Below are 18495 nucleotides of genomic sequence, written 5' to 3'. Positions count from 1 at the left end.
CGAGATCAAACATCCCCACCCCGCTCACCCTGAGCATGTCGAAGGGTGGCCGCAACCTTACGCGGCATGCTTCGACAGGCTCAGCATGAGCGGATTCCGGGAGCGGGAGAAAATGTGAGATGCTAGAGCAGGATGACTTTAGCAGCAGACTATGCCCCGTTCATGTCGAGCCCCTCGACACGAACGGGACCTGCTTTGGACTTTCAGGCAACAGCCGCAGGCGCAACGCCCATATTCATGCTGTCGATGATCCGCCGCTTCATCGGCGCAACCCAGTCCCGCTCAAGCGCTGGATCCAGCAGCCCTGCCTCTTTCAGTTCGTCGCACAGCTTCATCTGGTGTCCGATGTCGAACAGGTCGGTTTGCGAGCTGAACTTGCCATCGCCGCCATACGTGATGAAGCTGACGCCTTCGGTTTCGTAGAACGATCCGTCGGGGCGCGTCCCCGGCCCGCGGTTGACCCAGCGGCTGAAAATGCGGTCACCGTTTACGGCATACTCCAGGATCGGGAAGCTCCACCCGGTCCAGCCTGAACCCACGTCCATATCGCGGCCGTAATGCGTCGCACGGATTTCGTCACGGCTGCGCGCGAAGACCGGCATCGTCCCGCCATAGGCGCAGTAATATGTCGCGTCGGCATGGTACAATTCGTCGGCGATCCAGGCCCAGTGATTGCGCCGCTCGGCCTCGACGAAGGCGGCGCGCAAGGCCTTGATCGCCGCTTCTACTTCCGCTTGTGGGTATGACACAGCAGTTCTCCCCAAATTCAAAGCTTCACCACCCGCATTTTCGGCACAATCGGCTCAGCCGCATTGAACCAGCGCCACAGGCCCGTGCCCGAACGGTGCCCGGCAAGGTCCACCCAGTGGCCAAAGCCCGGATCGGCATCGGCGCAGACCACCATCACGCTGCCGTCGGCTTCGTACTTCGCCATTGTGTTGTTGACCCAGACTTTCTGGTGCACGTGATCGAGCGATTCCATCCACCAGTTGTCCACCTGCAGGTTCCACATCCGGCATTGCGGAATCGGCGTTTCGATCACCAGCGCTTCGCCGGGCTGCAGATCGTAGTAGAAATGCCCGTACCAGATGTTGGGATCACCGCCCGCTTTCCAGAAAATCTCCTGCGGCGCATCATAGAACTGGTTGGGATGGGCCTTGAACCATTCGGACCAGTTGGCAAAAGTATTGGCCGTGCCGCGCGTCCATGCTGCGGCGGCGATTAGCTGGCGCTCGATGGTCTCGGGTGTCAGCAGTGCAGGCACCGCAGGCCCTGCCCCTACGCGCTCCACCACTATGTCTGCGGCCACTTGCGTAGCTTTGTCATCAAAGGTCTGGCGGACGATCAGCAGAGTGGAATCATCGGCCAGCGGCAGCCAGTTGCCGGGCTTACTCTCCTTGCTCACATGGATTTCGAATTTGCCGTCAGCTGCGAATTCCATATCGGCAAATTCGATCTCGCCGGTCGATGCCATAGTCCCGTCGATGGCATAGCGGTTGGCCTTGCTGCCGATGGAGAAATAGGGGACCGAATTGCGCTTTCCGGTGATGCGATACTCCTGATCCCCGCGCACCACGCATTGCTGATAGAGGTTGTCGGGATTGTCAGCCCCGATCTTGATCTTGTCATCGCACAACAGGAACAGGCGCGGAAAATCAGGGTCTGCGCTGTCCACCAGCATGTTCAGCGCAGTGCGCGCAAGCCGGCTTAGGTAGCGCAGGCCTTCTGCCTGATCGAGCGCGTGGGTCGGGCTGGAAGGCCGCGCCAGCACTTCGCCCGCCTGCGCCAGTTGGTCGCAGAAATTGCGCCAGACATGGCCCAGATGGCCCACTTCGGTGCGGGGATCGGTCATCGCAGTCTCCTTCAATGCGTACGGCGCAAACGCCTCAACCCGCCATCTGGCCGCCATCAATGGTGAACAGCGCACCCGTAGCCTTGCGGGCCTTGTCGCTCGCCAAGAAGGCGAACATTTCGGCGATGTCTTCGGGGTCGCATGCGCCATCGAGCAGCTTGGGCGCATTGCGCATCATCAGCGCCCAATCGACGCCTTCGGGTGGCAATGTGTCGCGCGTCATCGGGGTTAAAACCATGCCAGGGCAAATCGCATTGATGCGCACGCCTTGTGCGGCATATTCGATCGCCAGTCCCTTGGTGATCGCTGCCACCGCATGCTTCGATGCCGAATAAGCGATGTTGTAGGGCTGGCCCTGCAGCGCGGCGGTGGATGCGGTGTTGACGATGGCGCCCTTGGTCTTGAGCAGGTGCGGCATCGCGGCCTGGCAGATCACGAAGACGCTGGTGGCGTTCACCGTCATCAGCAGATCGAAATCGGCGGCGGTGAATTCGTGCGAGGGGCCCCACTTCAGCAGGCCTGCAATGTTGCATACGAAGTCCAGTCCATCGGCAGCGGCAGTATCGACCAGCGCGCGGCAGGTGTCGAAATCCGTCGCGTCATAGGCCTGCACCACCGGCTTTATTGCCATCATCGCGGCGGTTTCTTCCAGCCCCGCAAGGTTGCGATCACCGATGGTCAATTGCGCGCCTTGGGCGGCAAACATGATCGCGGTGGCACGGCCAATGCCCGATGCGGCGCCTGTAATCAGTCCGCGTTTGCCTTCAAACAGCATCATATTCTCCCGGTTTCAGGTCGCTTTTCGCGATTGTCATCTACACAAAATTGAGGGCGGACATTGCTGCCCACCCTCATAAAATCAGAACTTTACCGCAGCCGTCAGGCCATAAGTGCGCGGATCAGGGAAGTATCCCACGGTAAGCCCGCCGAACCCGGGACCGAAATCAATGAAGTTGGATGGATCGCTTTCCTTGGTCAGGTTGCGCACCCACAAGGTGAATTCAGCCTTGGCCCCGCCCAGCGACACTTCTGCCACACCGGCGCGCAGATTCACGATGCTGCGGCCCGGTGAACGGGTGTTGTTGGCATTCTGCGCCGATGCGTTTGGCGTTCTCAGCGCATAAGGGAACGTGAAGTAGCTGGCGACATAGTTGAAATCGCCACCCACGTTGAGCCGTCCCCAATTGCCTTCGGCCACGCGCAGATCAACGCCCACTGCCGCCGTGGTCTTTGGCGTATGCGGGAAGGCGCGGTTGTCCGAAACATCGGTATCCACCCCGTTAACGGCATCGATATAGCGCTTGTACTGGGGATCAAGGAACGCGAGCGATGCGTTGATGGTTAGCGCATCAACCGGGCGCAGCACGGTTTCAAACTCAAGCCCGCGAATGCGTGCCTCCGCTGCGTTCCTCACAACCGACGCTGCTCCGGCTCCAGCCGTAAAGACCGACAGCTGGATGTTCTTGTGCTCGTTCCAGAATGCGGCGACGTTAAAGATCACGCGGCCATCGGCAAAACGGGTCTTCACACCCATTTCATAGCTATTGACCTCTTCAGGGCGATAAGGCGTGCACAATTCCACCACACCTGTGGGACATGCGGCCGTGGGTGCACGGAAATCGTTGGTTTCACCGTTGAAACCACCGGATTTGAAGCCCTGGGCAAAGCGGGCATAGACATTGATGTCCTGCGATGCCTGATAGGCCAGCGTCACAGCCGGGTTGAACTTCTTGAAGGTAGCATCCGGCACGCCGCCATAGGGGATATTGACCGCAACGAAGGGCGTGGTGATGCCGTTTGCTGCATCGAAATTAATGCGGAAGAAGCGGCGGATATCCTTGCGTTCATGCGTGTAGCGCCCGCCGAGCGTCAGCGTGAGCGCATCGGTGAACTTGTAATCCAACTGCGCGAACGCGGCCCAGGCTTCGGTGTTTGACCCGTAATCCGATTGGAAGGATGACCCACCGCCAAAGAAGCTTTGTGGCCCCAGCGTTTCGGCTTTTTCCTTGTAGTAGAATACGCCCGCCACGTACTTCAGCCGGTCGCTCATCGCAGTTCCGCTGATTTGCAGTTCCTGGCTCCAGCTGTGGAAGTCGGTATCGCGCTGCGTGAACGCCACGGGCAGCGGTGAACCGTCCAGATCGAGCGAGTCTTCCCATTTCAGGTTGCGATAGGCGGTGATCGATTTGATCGTGGCCGAACCAACATCGAGCGCCATGGTCAGTGCATGACCATACGTGCGCGAGCGTTCATACAGCGGATTGGCATCAAGCGATGCAGTGGATTGACGGTCTGCCCGGTCATAGAGGTTCAGCGGGAAGAACGCGCCGCCAAAGGCATAGCCGGGCGAATTGGGATCGAAGATGTCTTCGGGGCGAACATCTTGAGGCCGGGCGGCGCGATTGATCCGCACCAGCTGCGCATAATCGGGCCGCTGATCGAAGCGTGAATAATCGAACATGTAATCGGCGGTGAAATTGCTGCCTTCAGGCTTGAAACGCAATTGCACCATGCCGCTTTTGCCATCAACGTCGTTGGTGCGCCCGGTGCGCGCAGGACCTGCGGCCACGGCTTGCGGGAACGGGTTGGGCGTCAACCGGATAAAGCCGTCACGCTGCTGGATCTGGCCCGACAGCTTGAGCGAGAACGGCCCGAACGAGGGCAGATCGAGCGATGCACGGAACCGGCGCTGATCGTAATTGCCATAGGTCGCCTCACCCCGGAAACCCAGCTCGCCGCTGGGCATCTTGGGCACGAGGTTTACCGCGCCTGCCAGAGCATTGCGGCCATAGAGCGTGCCTTGCGGACCGCGCAGGATTTCCACACGCTCCAGATCGGCAACATCGAAGATCGAACCTTGCGCTTTGGCAATATACACGCCGTTCAGATAGAGCCCGACCGCAGGCTCCCACGTGACGGCAGGATTGATCGTGACAGAACCGCGAATGGCAATCTGCGAGATGGTCTTGTTCGAAGGGGCGCGCTCAAACTTCACGTTCGGCGAAATCGAGCCCAGACCATCGATCGAGGTGATGCCGCGCGATTCCAGAAACGCGCTGCCCACTGCCGAAATCGCGATTGGCACGTCCTGAATGTTCTCGGCCCGCTTTTGCGCGGTAACCACGATTTCACCAATGCCCGAACCCGATCCGGCGCTGTCCTGCGCTGCATCCTGCGCAGCTTCTTGAGCGGATGCGGATGCATTTGCCAAAGCAAGCGCAGCCATTGCCGTGGCGGCAAGCAGATGTCTCATGATGTCCCTCTCCAACGCTTGGCTACGCTGTCGCGTATTCCATAACTGCTATCATACTATGATTTCCGCATTCATTGCACAAGTTGATTGCGTAACCCGTAGCATTTTTGCAGACTTTCTACGCAAATGTTGAAAAAATGCACCACATGGGTGATGCTGCAAAAAAACCAAGAGGATGATCCATGGAAGTGCTTAACGCCTCGGCCTTGCCGCTATCGCCTCCCGATCCGTGGACACAGCGCGAAGCGGTTCGGGTTCCCGCCCCCGGTAAACCGATCACCGATTGGGGCCTGGCAATCGATGCACCGCTGATGATTGCCAACCCTGATGCGCACGATTGGGCCGATGAAGCCGATGTTGTGGTGGTCGGCCTTGGCGGTGCAGGCGTTGCCGCTGCATTGGAAGCGCTGGAGCAGGGCCTGTCGGTCATCGCGCTCGATCATTATGATGGCGGCGGATCTTCTGCAGCAAATGGCGGCGTCTATTACGCGGGCGGCGGTACATCGATCCAGCGTGAGGCTGGGGTGGAGGACAGCCCCGAAATGATGCAGGCCTATCTTGAAACCGAGGTGGGCAATGTCGTCAAACCTGAGACTCTGCGCGCCTTTTGCCAGAGCAGCCCCGAAACCTTCGAATGGCTGCGCAAGCACGGCGCGCCGTTCAGCGCCTCGTTATACGCGCGCAAAACATCGTATCCGCCGCTCGATCGGTTCTTGTATCATCCCGACAGCAGCCTTGCCGAACCGTTTCGCAGCCACACCCCGCCCGCCGCGCGCGGGCATCGCACGGTGCACCGCAATGGCAAGAAGCCATGGGGCCTTGGTGCCGGAATCTATAACCCCTTGCGCGCCGCTGCGCTGGCAAGGGGGCTGGTGTTCCATGCACAGGCCGAAGCGCGGCAACTGGCAACAGACAGCGCGGGCCGTGTGATCGGTGTGCGGGTGGAGCGGCTGGTTGATCAGGCCATCCGCGCGCGCCATTCGCAACTGATCGCGCAAGCCAACCGCTGGATGAGCATGTTGCCCCCCACCTTTCCCGGTGCACGGCTCACTTTCGTGCGCGGTTTCCAATATCTGGCCAAGGCGCGCGAGTTGGAGGCAAAAGCGCGCACCAGCGCATGGATCCGCGCGCGCCATGGGGTTGTCCTCAGCGCAGGCGGGTTCATCTGCAACCCTGAAATGGTGCGCCATTTCGCGCCCGATTATGCCGCAGGCCTGCCCAATGGCACCTTCGGCGATAATGGCAGCGGGATCATGCTGGGGCTTTCGGCAGGCGGCGCAACCGGCCTGATGGAACGCATATCGGCATGGCGCTTCCTCAGCCCGCCGCGCGCTTGGGGCCAGGGCATGCTGGTGAACGGCCAAGGCGCACGCTATGTCAACGAGACATGGTACGGGGCGCGCATCGGCGATGAAATGGTCGAGCGCAACCACGGCAAAGGCTGGATCGTGCTTGATGCCGCGCTCTATCGCCAATCCTTCAAGGATGCGCTGGGCAAGGACGTGCTGGGCTTTCAGCGCGACATTACCTTTGTGAATGCGCTGTTTGCGGCGACCAAGGCCAACACCCCTCAAGACCTTGCAGGCAAACTCGGCATGGACCCGGATACGCTGCTGCAGACGCTGGCCACCTACAATGCAGCAGCGCGGGGCGAAGCGGCTGACCCGCATTACAAGACGCCTGATGACATGGCGGTGCTGGGCAAAGGCCCCTATTACGCGATTGATGCATCGGTGGATGCGCGGATGTTTCCGATTGCCTGCATGACGGTAGGCGGATTGCTGGTGGAGGAGGAAACCGGCGCTGTTCAATCGGCGGCAGGCGATCCGATCCCTGGCCTTTATGCCGCCGGGCGCAATGCGGTGGGGATCTGTTCCAACCTCTATGTCAGCGGCCTGTCCTATGCCGATTGCATCTTTTCGGGCCGCCGCGCCGCGCGGGCCATCAAGCGCACCGCTGGCCCACTGCAGGAGCATGCGCGATGATCAAGGCCATTGCTCTGCTGCGCAAAAAAGAAGGCCTCAGCCGCGAGGCGTTCATCGCCTATTACGAGACGCGCCATGCCCCGCTGATCCGATCGCTTCTGCCCCATATCGCTGATTATCGGCGCAATTATGTGGACCGCGAAGGAGCGTTCACCAGCGCGGTTGCGGCGCTGGATTTCGACAGCGTTACCGAAATGCGCTTTGCATCGCGCGGGCATTACGATGCCTTTCTGGCCGCTGCCGCCGATCCGCACACCGCCGCGCTGATTGCGCAGGACGAGGAGAATGTGTTCGACCGGGCGGCCACACGGATGTTCATGGTCGAAGAAACGCCAGCGCTTACCTTGGCCAGCGATGCGCTGCCCATGTTGCTGGCCGAACGCGCGGTGCGCGAAGGGCTGGCGCGGTTTGCGCGGGTGCTGGATGGCAAGGAGTGGAACGCGCTGGGCAATGTCTTTGCCGAAGATGTGACCTTTGATTATGGCTTGGGCGAGCAGGCGGGAATGGCCGCGCTCACCGCCAATATGCGCCGGTTTCTGGATGTCTGCGGCCCCAGCCAGCACCTGATCGGCAGCATTTCGATTGAAGTCGCGCCCGGGTGCAGCAGCGCCAAGAGCCGCGCCTATGTTCAGGCCCGCCACCAGCGCGCCGATGATCATGGCGGCGCGGTGTTTGACAGCAATGGCGAATACCTTGACCAGTGGGCCTTGCACCCCGAAGGCTGGCGCATTGTGCGGCGTGATGTGCATTGGCACATGCACAGTGGTGAGGCGGCGATCATCTGGAGTGATGCCTAAGTTTCCACGATTGCCGTATTCACGCTCTCCTAATTTTCGCAAATGTGCCGTCGTAATGCGATTGAGCTATTGATTTACGCAATTCAAAGTCGCAATAATCCCGCATTCGATAATCGGGAGAGTCTGACATGCAACTTGCCGGAAAAGCAGCCATCGTTACCGGAGGCGCGCGCGGCGTGGCCAAAGGCGTTGCCACTGCCTTTGTCAAAGCCGGGGCCAAAGTCCTGATCGTGGATCGTGAGGCTGATCTTGGCGTGGCCACCGTGCAAGAGCTTGGCGCATTTGGCGAAGTGGCCTTCATGGCGGTGGACCTGATGGACCGCGCCGCGCTGCCCGGCATTGTCGATGAAGCCGTGCGCCGATACGGGCGGCTGGATGTACTGGTCAACGCCGCGCAAGCCTCGCAGCAATTGATGCTGATGGACACCACGCCCGAAGCGATGGACCTTGCCTTTGGCACCGGCTTCTGGGCCACGTTCCTGTTGATGCAGGCGGCCTATCCGCATCTGGTGGAAAGTAAGGGCAGCGTCATCAATTTCGGCAGCGGCGCAGGCATTCAGGGGATGCCGACGCAAGCTTCGTATGGCGCGGCCAAGGAAGCCATTCGTTCCTTGTCAAAGACTGCCGCGGTTGAATGGGGGCCGCAGGGCGTGCGGGTAAACGTGATCTGCCCGTTTGCCAATTCCCCCGGCGTGGAAATCTGGAAGCAGCATTTCCCCGAGGCCTATGACAAGCAGATTGCCGGCGTCCCGCTGCGCCGCATTGGTGATTGTGAGGCTGATATTGGTGCCGCAGCGGTGTTTTTGGCCAGCGATGCCGCAGGCTACATGACGGGTCAGACGCTGATGGTGGATGGCGGGCAATTGCGCCTGCCGTAATCGCCTGTTGTTGAAAAGCGGGACGACCGGTCGGTCATAAAGACCGACCGGTGCCCCCTCCAAAGCTCAGCTATTCAGGCCCCGGCTATTCAGGCCTCCAGCTAGTCAGCGCCAAGATCCGGCACCCACGGCACGCCGTTGATATGCCCGCCGCCATCGACGAACAGGGTGTTGCCGGTCAGATAGCGTGCATCCTCGCTCGCGAGAAATGTGGCAACGCCACCAATATCGCTTTCAGGATCGCCCATGCGGCCCATCGGATTGGCCGCAGCCGTGGCCGCAGCCACATCGGGGGCCATTTCGGCAAAGCGGCGATAGGCGGCTGAAACGGCCGCCGGGCAGATCACATTGACGCAAATGCCATAAGGCGCCCATTCGCGCGCGGCGGTGCGGGAATATGCGCGCACGGCTTCCTTGGCCACGTTGTAATCCGCGCTGCCCATATGCGCGTTCACACCATTGAGCGAGGCCATGTTGATCACCCGGCCCCAGCCTCGTGCCTTCATGTGCGGCAGTGCTCGCTCCATCGCCCATTTGGTGGCATAGAGACACATCTTCAACGCATCGTCAAAGCGCTCATCGGTCTTGCGTTCGATCCGCACCGGGCCTTCGCCGCGATAGGCATTGTTGACCAGAATATCGACCGATCCAAAGGTCTCTACGCACAGATCAACCGCGCCGAACACATCTTCGCGCTGCGACACATCGCAGCGCACAAACACCGCCCGCGCGCCCAGCCCTTGCAACTCCACAGCAGCCTGCAGCCCACGTTCTGAATCATAATCGGCGACGATGACGCTCGCACCTTCCTTGGCAAAGCGCCGCGCGATGCCGTGCCCGATGCCGTCTGCGCCGCCGGTAATCACCGCAGCACGTCCTTGGAGTTGCCCGTTCATGCCAAAATCTCCCCAGTCGAATGCAAAAGAGGCCGGGGTTTGATGCCCGGCCTCTTGTAGTCACACATTGCTGCAGTTCGGCTTAGTTCCCGAAGCTGTAGCGCAGGCGCAGACCGAACATGCGCGGCTCGCCAAAGATCACGCTCTGCGCGCCGATGGTCTGGAAAATACCGGTGTTCGAGATGATGTAGTTCTTCTTGGTGATGTTGGTCGCAAACAGGCTGAGATCCACTGGTGATCCAAGCACGCCCTTCCAGTCGATCGTGGCGTTGAGCAGGCCATAGCTTGGCAGCAAAACGCCGGGTTCATTCACCGTTCCATCGGGGAACCGTTCGGTCGAGAACGGCGCGGTAGGCTGTGCGTCGGTCCAGTTATAGCTCATCAGCAAGCTCAACTTGCCTACATCATCGGACATCGGCAGGCTGAACCGGCCATAGACCGACACGATATTTGGCGACAGATACTGCAGTGGACGGCAAGTCATGTCAGCCCCCGCAAACACACGGGGTGATGTGATCGATTGCGCAGTGCAATCCCACACGCCCGAGCTGGAGTCGAAGACAAACGACTTGTACTTGGCGCTCAGGTGGCTGTAGTTGCCACCCAGTTCGATGTTGTCAGTCGGCTGGATCATCGCCTCAACTTCAACGCCCTTGATGGTGGCCGAAGCATTATTCAGCGTGACCGCACCATTGCCGCCTGTGGCATTGTTGAAGTCACCGGCGGCGCGCTGGATGTTCTTGTAGTCCAGCCAGAAGCCGTTGACGTTGAAGCGTCCACGCATACCACCTGCATTGAAGTCGGTCTTGAAGCCGGCTTCATAATCGGTGACCGTTTCCGGGCCAAACGTGCGGGTCGTTTCGAACACGGCATAGCTGTTGAATCCGCCGGCCTTGTAGCCGCGTGTGACCTTGCCGTAGACCATGATGTTGTCGTTGGGCCGATAGTCGAGGCCGATGGTCCAGTTGGGCGATGAGCTTTTCAGCTGCGCACCGAACAGGCAGGTGCTGCGCGGATCGGCAATCGACTGGCCGGGATTCGGGTTCGATTTCCACGAACATGCAGACACAAACTGCCCGCCATTGGCCAGCGGCGTGTAATTCCACGATGCGGTGGTGCCGCCCACGGTATCCCAGGTATAACGATAGCCTGCAGTCAGACGAAGCCGATCAAGCGAGGGCGAGAATGCGCCGAAATCAAGCGAACCTTGCGCATACAGCGCTTTGGATTCGTTGGTGATGGCAATTTCGCTCTGGCCGATGGGGCATCCGGCAATGGTCTGCAGCGCGCAGACGTTGGTGGAATAGGAAACCATCGTGCCGCGCGGGCTTTGCTTGAAGTAAAAACCGCCGACGGTGTAGGTCAGCTTGTCGTCCAGCGCGGTGCCCTGAAGCTGGAGTTCTTCGGTCACCTGCTTATACCAATCGCGCGGGGCGGTGCGGCTCAATTGGGTGTTGCCAGTGTCATAGATCGGCGCAACGGTGCCGTCCTGATCGTTGGCGTAATATGATTTCAGTTCGGAATAGCTGAAGATGTTGCGCAGCTTCAGGTTGCCGGACAGTTCGATATCGGTGGTGTTGCTGATGCTCCACGATTCCAGCTTGGCAAAGCTGTCCATCCCGTGCGCTGTCTGGCGGATGCCGCGCGTGTTCTGATCGGAGATCAAATTGTTATAGTAGCTGCAATTGGCTGCACCCGTTCCTGCACCGCAGAAATTGAAGGTCGGCGCGATGGCCCCCAATGGCAAAGAAACACCGCCGCCAATGGGAATGGGCCGCCTGGCAATACCGGTGAAGTAGTTTGTGTTGAAATTGCGGGCAATCGAGCCGGTGCCATTGCTGTGCGACTTGCCATAATTGATGAGCGTATAGTTGGTAACGCCTTCAACCGGTTCGATCCAAAGCCCGGCGCGGACCATGCGCCAGTGCTGATCGTCACGATCCTTGTTCCAGTTGGTATCATAGGTAAAGCCATCGCGATCACGCGATGCACCCACCAGGCGCAGGCGCACCTTGTCGGAAATCGGCACGTTCAGCACGGCTTCGACTTCCGTCATGTTGTAGTTGCCAAAGCCCGCCTGCACATAGCCTTCCAGTGCATCGGTGGGCTTTGCCGGAGTCAGCAGGATGGCACCGCCTGTGGTGTTACGGCCAAAGAGCGTGCCTTGCGCGCCTGCCAAAACCTGAATGTTCGCAAGGTCGACGAATGTGCCCGGGCCGCCCTGACCCGACAGCGTAATGCCCGAAACCAGCGGAACTTCGTTCATGTAGACGACGACGGCAGGCGAGCCCTGGAACGAAGCGCTCTGCCCGCGGATCGAGGGAGACATCACATCGCGCGAAGCCTGACCGTTCGGCCCGACAATCAGTGAAGGCACTGAAGCCTGCAAGTCCTGAAGCTGGGTCAGTCCGCGTTCACGGATGCTTTCGCCGCTGATGGCAGTGATCGAGATTGGCACATCCTGCGCGCGTTCTTCGCGGCGGTTGGCGGTCACGATGATTTCGTTGTTGCTCGGTTGCGCTGCTTCAGTTGCCTGATCCGCCGCCTGCTCTTCGGGAATTTGCTGCGCAGCAAAGGCAGCCTGCGGCGTGACAATGACGCCAAGCGCCACGCCGGCCATCAGCGCAGCACCTAACCGGCGCGAAACGCACGAACCATCATATTTCCCTGCAAACATTTTTTATCTCCCTCCAAAATGCACAAAACCACGACCTGACCAGGTTCGTGTGAAGCCGGGATGGGACGCTGCCTGACCGCTTGCGGGTCCAGACAATACCGATCTGCCCGCAAAACGCAGACGCCACCCTCATCCCACATTCTGTTTCTCGTTGGAGATCCAGTATCAACTACGCAAAATAAGTGCAATAGGGAAATATCATGCCCTCTTGCGTAAAATATCATCGTGTCATCTAACTATATGAGCGTAGACTGAGTCGCGGCTGTTCCGCTGGCAGGAAGGCGTGCTTCCGGCAGCAGCGCTTACCCCGGTCCAGCCGGTTTGATACCGTTCGCCAAAATGGAAAGGACACACTGATGGCCAACATGCCCTATCTCGCGCGCGGCGTGATGCCCGTGGAGACGCCGTCGAGCGTGCTCGTCTCGTCATCGAAATATCTGAACAATCCGCGCCTGCGCGATTGGCTGGCCATGATCCTGCTGCGCCGCAACGGCCCAGACCTGCCACCCCCTGCAGAGATGTACGAATTCCTGCCCATCCTTGAGGAATTGCGCGATCATGCAGCAATCGAGAACATGTTCACCGCCGAGCGCCGCACGAATCCCGAGCTGGACGCGTGGCTTTCAGAAGGGTTCTATTCGACCTACCGGATCGAAGATTTTGCGCAGTATGCGCCCGGCTCTCTGGGGGGCATTTTCTACCAATGGATCACGCAAGGGAATTATGAAATCCAGATCACGCCCTGGCGCGAACCCAAAAGCCAGCTGGAATTCTATAACTTGCGCTCGGGCCAGACGCATGATTTTGAGCATATCCTGTGCGGGGGCGGTTTCAACTTCATGGGGGAACTGGTGCCCTATTGGTACCGCCTGACCAACGTGTTCAAATTCATCCAGAACCCTGAATTGGCGGCCGAGCTCAGCATGATCCAGATCTTCGGTTCGCTGCGCTATACCGTGCGCACCATGCTGCATTATCCGCAAGTGTGGAACACCTGCACCGATGCCATTGCGCGCGGAATGGCCGTAGGCAAAGCGAGTGATGCGCTGTTCATGAAAAAGCTTGAGCCGTACTTCCACATGCCGCTTGAAGAAGCACGCGCAGCGCTTGGCGTGCGCGGCGCGGTGGATGTCGATACAGATGTCGAAGGCGCATTCTGGGCCGGGCACTTGCCTGTCGATGCACTGCAACAAAAGGCTGCGGCGGAATAAACCGCCGCAGCCGCTGTTTACATCAGGCCGTTACATCAGGCCCCTACATCACGCTGCTACAGGGGTCCTGATTTCGTATTCGGACAGGACCGGCTTGGCCATCGCCTCGGCAAAGGCATCGTATGACCATGGCCAGCTGGCCGGAACGCCGGTGGCATCCAGATACCAGCTGCTGCAGCCCGATCCGAAAATCGTGGTCTTGGCAGCTGCAATCCGGCGCTCTTCATAAGCGGCGTGCGCATCGACCGTGGGCATGACCGATACCGCTTCTCCCTTGCGCATCAGATCGATCAGCTGGTCAATGTATTCCCACTGGCGTTCGGCAATATCGATCAGCGAAAAGTTGCCCACCGGCCCGGTTGGCCCGTTCAGCATGAACAGGTTGGGAAAGTGTGGCAGCGTGACCGCATAATGCGCAGTGGGCCGGGTTTCCCAGAACGCATCAAGCGTCAGGCCATTTTCGCCGGTGACCCCTGCGGGACGGATGAACTTGTCTGCCTGAAATCCGGTGGCAAGGATCAGGGTATCGAGTTCGTGGAAAGTGCCGTCTTCCATCCGCACGCCCTTCGGCTCGACCTGCGCGATCTTGCCGGTTTCGACGAACACGGCAGGATGCTGCACTTCTTCGTAATAGCACCACGAATAGATCAGCCGCTTGCACGCAGCGCGATAATTGGGGCGCAGTTTTTCCTTCAGTTCAGGATCGCGGATCGAGGTTTCGAAGTGCTGACGGCAAACATCTTCGATCATCATCATTTCCGGGCCATCGATATCGGTGATGGCATCAGTGAAGCGCTTGATATTGCCGATATATTCATCAGCAAAGCGGATTGCATCGATCAACGCGGGATCGCGGCGAAAGGCCTCGCGCTCTTCCTGGGAATACTGGAACTGCGGCACCGGCATGACCCACTGCGGTGAACGCTGGAAATGGACAAGCCGTTCGACCTTCTTGTTGATCGCGGTCACGATTTGGATGCCGGTCGATCCCGAACCGATCAGGCCTACCTTGGCTCCATCGATGGGCGCGGTATCATCCCACCGGGCGGTGTGGAAAGCGGGGCCTTCGAATGTCTCAAGCCCTGCAATCTTTGGCACGTTGGGATGGTGCAGCACGCCTGATGCAGCGATGACCACGTCGAACACTTTGCGCGATCCGTCGCCCAGCGTGATCGTCCACTGGCTTGATGTTTCATCCCAGTCGAGCGCAGTGACTTCGGTGTTGAAGCGGATGACCGATGCCAGATCATATTTGGCCGCTACCTGTTCGAAGTAGCCCTGCACTTCGGGGCCGGTGGCATAATAGGCTGTCCAATCGGGATAGGGTTCGAAGCTGTAAGTATAGGCGTGCGCAGGCACATCGCACGACAGGCCCGGATAACGGTTTTCGCGCCAGGTTCCGCCAATCTTTGCCGCCTTTTCATAGACAACGAAATCCTCGCCCCGCTGCTTCAGCTTGATCGCGGCCAGAACGCCGGCCATGCCGGCACCGATCACGGCGTAGCGCAAGGCGCGGTTTGTGGTGGCTGTCATGGATGTTCCTCTACCGTTGGTCTTTTTGCTAGTGCTGCAATCTCATTGGCGGACCGGCCCCGCATCACCCGAAAGGATTATGCCCCTCAGGCCATGGCGCTTCACGTCAACAGCGCGCCACCATTCACATGGATGACCTGCCCATTGATCCAGCGCCCATCGGCCGACAGCAACATCGCCACCATCGCGGCAATATCCTCCGCCTTTCCAAGCCGGGTGCTGCGCGTGGCCGCAATGCACTGGTCGATAAACTCCGGGGGCACTGCCCTGCCTGCAATCATTTCAGGCGTCATCACGAAACCGGGGGCCACGCAGTTGGCGGTCAGACCTGCCTTGCCCCATTTGCTGGCCACATGGCGCATCAGTGCATTCAGGCCGCTTTTGGATGCAGCATAGGAGGGCCGCTCCGGCTCTCCGGCAATCGATGCGCCCGAGCTGGTATAGACAATCGCGCCGTGCGGGCTTTGCAGCAAATGCGGCAACGCCGCGCGCGTGCATAGAAGATGGCCGCGCAAGTTGACATCAATGGTGCGGTCAAATGTAGCCAGATCAAGCGCCAGCGCATCGGAATCGAGAAAGATCGTGCGCAGATCGGCCGCGTTGATATGCGCACCGTCCAGCCCTCCCAGCATCGCCACGGCATCGGCAAAGCAGGCATTGACCGCATCCTCATCGGTAATATCAACGCCAAGCGCATGGGCTTCGTGCCCCGCTTCGGTCATGCGCGCTGCCACGGCTTGCGCGGCGGGCAAATTGACATCGGCCACGCAAACCCGCGCGCCTTCGGCACAAAGCCGCTCTACTGTGGCCGCGCCGATCCCGGTGCCAGCCCCGACCACGATGACCGCGCGTTCGCGCAACCTGCCTTGCATCCGTAGCTCTCCCGAAATTCTTTGCGCATAGTATGAAGCGTCGTTGAAAATGTACCAGTGATTCGCATCATTTGCTCAGATGAAATACGCATAGCTAAGCCGAAAATTCGGCAAACAGTGTCAGCCCGTTCGCTGCAATCAAGCAGAAAGACGCCAAAACAGCGCGTTTGGCTGCGGAAAAGGCACCAAACGCGGTTGACGCCCTGCATTGCACTGCGCAAACCAACGATGCATCGGCTGCTACTGCGTTCAAAGATGCCAGCCCGGTTTTGCGAGGTACGATGAGTCAGGTTTTCAGCTTCGATACGACGGATGTGGCCATCATCCGCGAACTGCGTGCCAATGGGCGGGCCAACAACCAGCAGATCGCCGAAAAACTGGGGCTGACCGCCACCACCGTATCAACCCGCATCCGGCGCATGGAAGATGCCGACCAGCTGCGTGTAGTTGCCGTGTCAGATTTTTCGGCGCACGGCTTCAATGTGCTGCTGCGCATTTCGGTTTCGGTCGATGGCCGCCCCGCATCAGACGTGGCGCACGAATTGGCCGCATTGCCCGAAGTGGTTGCCGCGCATCTGGTAACCGGCGGCTACGATATCGACATGCTGGTAGCGCTGCACGATTTCGACGATTTGTCAGACTTTCTGTTGGATAAGCTTTCGGGCGTGCGCGGCATTCGCAATCTGACCCCGGCCATTGTTGTCGATATCATCAAGTACCAATTCGATGTCGCCCCGATCGAAGGAAAGGCGTAAGGGATATGGCAACCCCCCAACTCGATACGCTCGATACCCAACTGGTCGACATGCTCTCGCGCGATGCGCGCGTCTCCAACCGCCGCATTGCCGCTGACCTTGGCGTGACCGAAGGCACTGTGCGCGGCCGCATCAAGCGGCTGCAACAGGATGGCCTGATCGCCTTTACCGCCATCACCGGCTTTCAGATTGAAAAGCAGGCGCGGCTGGCCTTCATCAACATTCAGGCCGAGGTAGATCGCGTGCGCGAAGTCGCGCAGGTGATCTCGGATATCCCCAGTGTCAACGCCGTGCTGATCACGATGGGTCAGTTTAACATCACCGCAATGTGCCTGATCGAGGATCTCGATACGCTGGTTGAACTGGCATCTGACAAGATTCTGGCCGTGGATGGCGTGCATCACGTGGAAACGTCGATCGCGGTCAAGACTGTGAAATACAACGCGCGCATGGCCAAGATTACCAAGCCCGAAGTGCTGATTGACGACGATTAAGGCTGCTCTCCCCCATGTGGGCTTTGCATTTGCGTAGAATACCATCTATGTAACAGCGCAAATGGCCACTGCTGTGTCGGATTCGACGTGAATCGGGTGGCCCAGGGGAGATATCGTGACCGAAACCGCCACCGCTCAGCCTTCCCTTGATGCGCGGCTGAAGCGCGTATTGCGCTTCATGCCGGCACCGGTGGGCATTGTCACCAGCTTCGATCCTGACAATGGGCAGCCGGTGGGCTTGGCCATGTCGGCGCTGATGCCGGTGTGCCTTGATCCCCCCTCGATGGCGATCTGCGTGAACCGTTCTGGCAGCGCGCACGATGCGATGATCCGCGCAGGCCGCTTTTGCATCAATCTGCTCCATGCCGGACAAGACGGCCACGTCCTGCCCTTTGCCGATCCCGCCGCGCGAGAGGCGCGCTTTACGCAAAGCGACTGGCGGCAGCACGTTCACTCATCACACGAAGGCGTGTGGTTTATCGACGAAGCGCCTGCCGCGATCTTCTGCACTATCCGCGAGCAAGTGAGCTTTGGCACGCACGATCTGCTGGTGGGCGAGGTGGATGATCTGCTGACCTCGGGCAGCGATGACATTGTGGGCTGGGCCAATGGCGCACTGTGCCGCCCCGCGCCGCTCGTTTGAAAACAAGGCTCCGCTATGACCGACTCTGCCCTGCTCGCCCGCATTGACCGGCTTGAATCGCTCGACGCGATCCGCCAATTGCCCGCCAAGTATTCGCTCGCGCTCGATATGCGCGATGGCGATGCCTGGGTGAACCTGTTCCCCGAAGACGTGCGCGTCGGCGGCGGCAAATCGGGCCGCAAGGCGCTGCGCGACTGGTTCGATGAGACGCATTCGATGCAATTCGATGGCACCAGCCACCACATTGGCGGGCATGTGATCGATTTTGACGATCCCGATCATGCGCAAGGCGTGGTCTATTCGAAGAACGAGCACGAATGCGGCCCTGAATGGGTGATCATGCAGATGATGTACTTCGACCAGTATGAACGCATCGATGGCCGCTGGTACTTCCGCCGCCGCCTGCCACTCTATTGGTACGCCAGCGATCTGAACAAGCCGCCGGTGGGAGACCGCAAGATGCGCTGGCCCGGCGTTGCGCCCTATCACGGTAGCTTCCACGATCTTTTTCCAAGCTGGAAGACCTATTGGGCACGGCAGGGACAAGCCCACGAAGGCCCGGTTGAACCGCCCGCACCGCTCGAAAAGTTCATCGAAACGATGCGCCGTGGCGCGCCCTTGCCCAAACCGCGCGTGCGGAGCTGACGCC

Annotated in this window: 16 protein-coding genes; 8 read left to right on the top strand and 8 right to left on the bottom strand. The window is 59.5% G+C overall.

The genetic code is table 11. From position 1 onward, the window contains the following. Positions 1–203 precede the first annotated feature (203 nt). The 4 genes from AC2A1F_RS07200 to AC2A1F_RS07185 form a co-directional block, all read right to left on the bottom strand. A complete protein-coding gene (locus tag AC2A1F_RS07200) occupies positions 204–749 on the bottom strand; it encodes a nuclear transport factor 2 family protein (RefSeq protein ID WP_484208054.1) in 546 nt (181 codons plus the stop codon). A 17-nt stretch (positions 750–766) separates the two neighbouring features. Further along, positions 767–1852: a DUF1214 domain-containing protein gene (locus tag AC2A1F_RS07195; protein WP_484208053.1), complete on the bottom strand. Its 1086-nt coding sequence runs from the start codon at positions 1850–1852 to the stop codon at positions 767–769. Positions 1853–1886: 34 nt separating this feature from the next. Then, the gene (locus tag AC2A1F_RS07190; protein WP_484208052.1) at positions 1887–2630 is read right to left on the bottom strand and encodes an SDR family NAD(P)-dependent oxidoreductase; all 744 of its coding nucleotides are present in this window, start codon (positions 2628–2630) and stop codon (positions 1887–1889) included. An 81-nt stretch (positions 2631–2711) separates the two neighbouring features. Continuing rightward, positions 2712–5105: a TonB-dependent receptor gene (locus AC2A1F_RS07185; RefSeq protein WP_484208051.1), complete on the bottom strand. Its 2394-nt coding sequence runs from the start codon at positions 5103–5105 to the stop codon at positions 2712–2714. A 182-nt stretch (positions 5106–5287) separates the two neighbouring features. Here AC2A1F_RS07185 and AC2A1F_RS07180 point away from each other — a divergent pair, with 182 nt between their 5' ends. The 3 genes from AC2A1F_RS07180 (at position 5288) to AC2A1F_RS07170 (ending at position 8765) form a co-directional block, all read left to right on the top strand. Then, positions 5288–7090 (top strand): FAD-binding protein, encoded by a 1803-nt coding sequence (locus AC2A1F_RS07180; RefSeq protein WP_484208050.1) that lies wholly within the window; start codon positions 5288–5290, stop codon positions 7088–7090. Beyond that, positions 7087–7887: a nuclear transport factor 2 family protein gene (locus tag AC2A1F_RS07175; protein WP_484208049.1), complete on the top strand. Its 801-nt coding sequence runs from the start codon at positions 7087–7089 to the stop codon at positions 7885–7887. The genes AC2A1F_RS07180 and AC2A1F_RS07175 overlap by 4 nt, the downstream gene beginning before the upstream one ends. Positions 7888–8015: 128 nt before the next feature. Further along, positions 8016–8765, top strand: coding sequence for an SDR family NAD(P)-dependent oxidoreductase (locus AC2A1F_RS07170; RefSeq protein ID WP_484208048.1), 750 nt, complete (start codon positions 8016–8018; stop codon positions 8763–8765). Positions 8766–8866: 101 nt separating this feature from the next. Here AC2A1F_RS07170 and AC2A1F_RS07165 read toward each other — a convergent pair whose 3' ends face one another. Continuing rightward, a complete protein-coding gene (locus AC2A1F_RS07165; RefSeq protein ID WP_484208047.1) occupies positions 8867–9661 on the bottom strand; it encodes an SDR family NAD(P)-dependent oxidoreductase in 795 nt (264 codons plus the stop codon). A gap of 82 nt (positions 9662–9743) precedes the next feature. Then, positions 9744–12338, bottom strand: coding sequence for a TonB-dependent receptor (locus AC2A1F_RS07160; RefSeq protein WP_484208046.1), 2595 nt, complete (start codon positions 12336–12338; stop codon positions 9744–9746). Positions 12339–12694: 356 nt separating this feature from the next. Between AC2A1F_RS07160 and AC2A1F_RS07155 the strand changes: the two genes are divergently transcribed. Further along, a complete protein-coding gene (locus AC2A1F_RS07155) occupies positions 12695–13549 on the top strand; it encodes a hypothetical protein (protein ID WP_484208045.1) in 855 nt (284 codons plus the stop codon). Between the two features lie 48 nt (positions 13550–13597). Here the strand turns inward: AC2A1F_RS07155 and AC2A1F_RS07150 are convergent, their stop codons facing one another. Together AC2A1F_RS07150 and AC2A1F_RS07145 are read right to left on the bottom strand one after the other, a co-directional pair. After that, on the bottom strand, positions 13598–15082 hold the full coding sequence (locus tag AC2A1F_RS07150; protein WP_484208044.1) for a flavin-containing monooxygenase: 1485 nt from the start codon (positions 15080–15082) through the stop codon (positions 13598–13600). A 101-nt stretch (positions 15083–15183) separates the two neighbouring features. Beyond that, a complete protein-coding gene (locus AC2A1F_RS07145) occupies positions 15184–15954 on the bottom strand; it encodes an SDR family NAD(P)-dependent oxidoreductase (protein ID WP_484208043.1) in 771 nt (256 codons plus the stop codon). Positions 15955–16235: 281 nt separating this feature from the next. On the opposite strand from AC2A1F_RS07145, the gene AC2A1F_RS07140 reads away from it, so the two are divergent. The 4 genes from AC2A1F_RS07140 (at position 16236) to AC2A1F_RS07125 (ending at position 18491) form a co-directional block, all read left to right on the top strand. Further along, positions 16236–16709 carry an Lrp/AsnC family transcriptional regulator gene (locus tag AC2A1F_RS07140; RefSeq protein ID WP_484208042.1) on the top strand — a complete coding sequence of 158 codons (474 nt, stop codon included), beginning with the start codon at positions 16236–16238 and terminating at the stop codon, positions 16707–16709. 5 nt (positions 16710–16714) lie between these two features. Next, complete coding sequence (locus AC2A1F_RS07135) at positions 16715–17203, top strand: Lrp/AsnC family transcriptional regulator (RefSeq protein WP_484208041.1); 489 nt, start codon at positions 16715–16717, stop codon at positions 17201–17203. A gap of 115 nt (positions 17204–17318) precedes the next feature. Then, positions 17319–17846 (top strand): flavin reductase family protein, encoded by a 528-nt coding sequence (locus AC2A1F_RS07130; protein WP_484208040.1) that lies wholly within the window; start codon positions 17319–17321, stop codon positions 17844–17846. Positions 17847–17861: 15 nt separating this feature from the next. Beyond that, positions 17862–18491, top strand: a complete 630-nt coding sequence (locus tag AC2A1F_RS07125; RefSeq protein ID WP_484208039.1) for a nuclear transport factor 2 family protein — start codon at positions 17862–17864, stop codon at positions 18489–18491. Positions 18492–18495: the final 4 nt, after the last annotated feature.

Source organism: Novosphingobium sp. HNCC26BN242 (assembly GCF_057180525.1).
Note: the sequence above shows the minus strand (reverse complement) of the source record. Positions and strands in the feature narration are given on the sequence as shown.